The organism is Haladaptatus rarus (assembly GCF_054177585.1).
This window is the reverse complement of record NZ_JBPEHG010000018.1, coordinates 1-4,207: the sequence shown is the minus strand read 5'-3', so window position 1 is coordinate 4,207 and position 4,207 is coordinate 1. Positions and strand designations below refer to the sequence as shown.

The 4,207-nt window shown below is 48.6% G+C and carries 3 protein-coding genes; 2 read left to right on the top strand and 1 reads right to left on the bottom strand.

What is annotated here, in order from left to right:
* A partial coding sequence (locus ACR3FE_RS23855) for a pentapeptide repeat-containing protein (RefSeq protein WP_458210343.1) occupies positions 1–2,037 on the top strand: 2,037 nt, incomplete at its 5' end.
* Between the two features lie 243 nt (positions 2,038–2,280).
* On the opposite strand, the gene ACR3FE_RS23850 is transcribed toward ACR3FE_RS23855, so the two are convergent.
* Positions 2,281–2,517 (bottom strand): hypothetical protein, encoded by a 237-nt coding sequence (locus tag ACR3FE_RS23850; RefSeq protein WP_458210342.1) that lies wholly within the window; start codon positions 2,515–2,517, stop codon positions 2,281–2,283.
* Positions 2,518–3,342: 825 nt separating this feature from the next.
* On the opposite strand from ACR3FE_RS23850, the gene ACR3FE_RS23845 reads away from it, so the two are divergent.
* A partial coding sequence (locus ACR3FE_RS23845; protein WP_458210344.1) for a hypothetical protein occupies positions 3,343–4,207 on the top strand: 865 nt, incomplete at its 3' end.

The window sequence follows — 4,207 nt, the reverse complement described above, 5'->3', positions numbered from 1 at the left end:
CCAAAAGACCAAGAGGAGTATGGGGCATTCTCCCTCACTAATGTCGATTTGTCGGGAGTCGATCTCTCGGGAGCGAATCTCTCAGACGCAGTTCTCTCTGGAGCGAACCTCTCTGGGGCTAATTTGACCGGATCGAACCTTCGATATGCCAACCTCTCGAAAGCCAACCTCTCGAAAGCTGATCTCTCTAAGGCCGACCTTTTGATGGCTAACCTCTCCGGTGCAACGATCCGATACGGAATTTTCGCCGACGCGAGTCTCAAATTCACAAACCTCTCTAGAAGAGCTTCGCTACTAGAAGCCAAGTTTCCCAAAGCCGATCTCCAGCACGCCAACCTCTCGAATTCCAACCTTTCACGGGCCGACTTCAAAGAGGCAAACCTCTTCAAAGCAAAACTTTCGGGTTCCAATCTTTCATTTGCGGTATTCTCTAAAGCGAACCTCACCGAGGCGATGCTTACTGGGGCAAACCTTTCGGGAGCTACATTGACAGAAGTGAACCTACAATATGCGGATCTTTCTGGTCAAGAAACAAATATCTCGAAAGCAAATTTCTTCGGTGCTACTCTCGTCGGTGCAAATCTCTCATATGTAAGCCTCATGGGTGCCATCCTCACCGAGAGCGACCTTCGACACGCCATTCTGAAAGGAGCAAAAATCGTCAATAGCGCCAACTTGAGTGGAGCAGACGTCAGGTTCGCTGATCTCACAGATGTTGACTTTCAAGATGCCACCCTCACCGATGCCGATTTCCGACATTCAAACCTCACAAACGTCAATTTAGAAGACGCAGCCGACACTACTGGCGCTAATCTTCAATATATTATCTACGGTGAAAAAAAGAAGCAAACCAAGGAGGAAACTGGTTATCCAACTCCAGAACCGAAAGACACCGGTGAAAGCAAACCAACTCAAGAGCAGAACGAAAGCAAACCGCCCTCAGAGCAACCACCCTCAGAGCAACCACCCTCAGAGCAACCACCCTCAGAGCAACCACCCTCAGAGCAAAGCGACCCTCCCGAAGAAGAGATGAAAGAGCGAAAGAATGTGAAGGATCTTACCACACAGGAAAAGAGAGACTTCGTCTCTGCTATTAAATCATTGAAAAGAAGTGGAAAGTACGACCAATACGTCGCCAACCATATCACTGCAGGCGCGACACCAACGCCGGCACCCGATGAGATTCCAGATGCAGGATACCGAAACGCCGCTCACCGTGGCCCTGCGTTCCTGCCGTGGCACCGTGAGTTCCTCCGACGGTTTGAACAGGATCTTCAGGCAGAGGTGCCCGGCGTCACACTTCCATATTGGAACTGGTTTGAGGATGCAGCACTCTGGGACAATGCTGAGTCATTCGAGGTAAACATCAACCGCATCGAAAGCCAATCACCTGTGTTCACTGCAGACTTCATGGGTGGCGACGGCGATCCGAATAACAATTACTACGTACAGACCGGCCCATTCGCATACGATGCTAATGACCCAAATACGTGGACGGTTGTTGACGAGGTCGGCGCCACACCGAGTGAACCAGGGCTGAAGCGCGGGTTCGGAAACCGTATTGCCCCCGCAACGAGTGGACAGGTCACAAACCTGCCGGTCGAAAGTGATCTGTACGGAGACCCGTCGAATCCGAATGACGGCGTGTTCGATGGTGTACAGTATGATCGCTCATCGTGGGACATGTCGAGTAATCCAAGTTTCCGCAACGGACTTGAAGGGTTCTTAACTATTGACGGAAAGAGAATAAACCTCCACAACCGTGTCCACCTTTGGGTTGATGGCGACATGCGGCCAATGACTTCACCTAACGATCCGGTGTTCTTCCTCCACCACTGCTTCGTGGATAAGCTCTGGGCAGATTGGCAGGCTGAAAATCCAGGGTCAAGCTATCTTCCAGATGGCTCAGAGAGCGACGGACCCATCGGCCACCGGCTAAATGACGCGATGTCTCCCTGGAGCACGACCCCGGCAGAGGTACTCAATCATCGAACACTCGGATACGTCTATGACACGGATCCACTAGTTGTTGAGTGACTCTTTTTTGTCTTCGCTAATTTGAAGGAGAGTTGGTTCGGGTTGGTGTTGTCTTCTTAATCGCTAGTGAAGTCCGCTTCCCTCAACATCACTGACGGTTCGAATGTGACAAACGATTCGGATGGCTTTGGAATGCCATTCAAATCGACTTCTGAATCTTGGAGGATTAGACGAGTTCCGGAGTAGCTATCATTGACTATTATCCGTCGCCAGAGCTCGATAGGTGATTTCACTTCAGATAATTTATTGCTCGTCCTCTTCATCCAGTCCCGGCTTAATCCGCGACCAGTTGTCGACAACTGCCTTCCCGAGCTCTTTCTTCGATTCGAAGGTGTTGTATGGGAAGTGTTTCGTCGCATAGACGCCCTTGTCTTCGATATACGTCACCTCGACCTGCCGGTCGTCGACCTGGAGTTTTGGAGTGTCGTCATCGGTTGTTACGATTTCTCGCCCTTGATATTCTTCACGTTCAGTTGCCATAGTGCGTAGTCAAATTCGTCGGAATAGAGCATAAAAGTTCACACAATGTTCATGAGTGTTGAAATGGATGTATGAAAGGATGAGTCCATGTTATTTACAGAGGACGTGGATAACACTATAGGAACTAAATACCGGTCTAACGGCTCAGGAATGATGAATTTGAAGCACCATTGAATCATTAGACGGCGTCGGCGTAGGTCGGTAAATCGAAGGAGTTGAAGCGGGCGAGTAGCAGTTTGAATGAACCTTACCACCCGCTTCACCGAAGAAGTGTTGTTGCTGGCTAAAAATTATTGCGCCGATCCCGACGAAGCTGCTGCCCGGAAGGCGACAGCAGCTTCACGGAGTACGCGATGATTTCCCTCATGGGCTGCGGATTTTCCTCGACGAAACCTACGAGATGATCATCGACCTGTAGGAGGTGATGCCGCAACCAATTATCCGTTCAGACCGTCGAAGCGACGACACTTGTCGATACAGATACGCAAGCGATCTTAGACGTGCATTGCACGACCGCACGGGAAGAAAGCGACGCAGACACGTGTGCGCAACTCGCCCGCCGGTACGCGGACGATCCGCTCGGCTCGTCAGAATTGTCAGTTCAACTTCTATGATACAGAACTCGGGTTTCAGAAGCAGTTAGGCAAGGATGCTTTGTAAGGTATTGAGACTCAGACACAAGTGTGGAGGTATAAATATGGATTTGCCAGTGTAGTGGATCCTGAGAGAGCAGCGATCTAATAACCAGAGGTGTAATGTATATAACATCCCTATCATACATGATTATTAGTTATGCTTATAATGTCATCCATTGTACTTGATTTCATGGGAAGACAATTACTCGCAGTTCCTCAAGCTCAAGTCAACCCTGCAGAACTCACTGTCAAACTAAACGAGTATACGACGCGAGAGGAGGAAGAAGGTCGAGGAATAAAAGCTGATACCGAGACATCTTCGAAAATAGAAGAACTAACGGAAGAGTCGAAAACAGAAGAAAAGGAGCGTGACTGGATAGACAATATTAAAGACAGTATTCCAGTCGAAGTAGTTGCAGCATGGACGGCTATTTTTGCAATCTTCACAGGAAATCCCGGCCTCATATCTAGCCGATTTTACTTGGGAACAATTATTCTTGGATCACTCGCCACAGCCCTCCATATGTGGTCCGATATTAATCCGATGACGGAAGAAGAACAAAAAAGATTAGAGTACACCAACACGGAAGTCGCAATCCGAATGTGGTTTCAAATATTGTTAGCTGTTGGTGCATTCTTAGCGTGGGTGTACTCTTTACAGGCAACAAATAGTACACTACAGTCACCCGTTGAATTCATACCCTTCAACGATGCGTATGCAGCAGTACTATTACCTCTTTATCTCCTTCTCGGGCCACAACTCCTTCCAGAAGTACTCAATAAACTTCATGACATGGATTTTTTCAAAAATTATGATGCTATAACCGCATCAACCCGAAGAAAATCCCGCTGGTTCATGTTCATCTCATTGGTCGGTATGTGGATACTGATCTCGTCATTTGGCTTGACTGCGCTGTCGGGTGCCAATTATTGGAACGCTCTTGTGAAGTACATTGTTGGTGACTCAAACAACTTCTCGGAAGATTTGTTTGAGCACTTCTCGACCGGGTTTGCGAAGGATTCGCCGCCGAAGCTGGAACAGTCTGAGATACGCG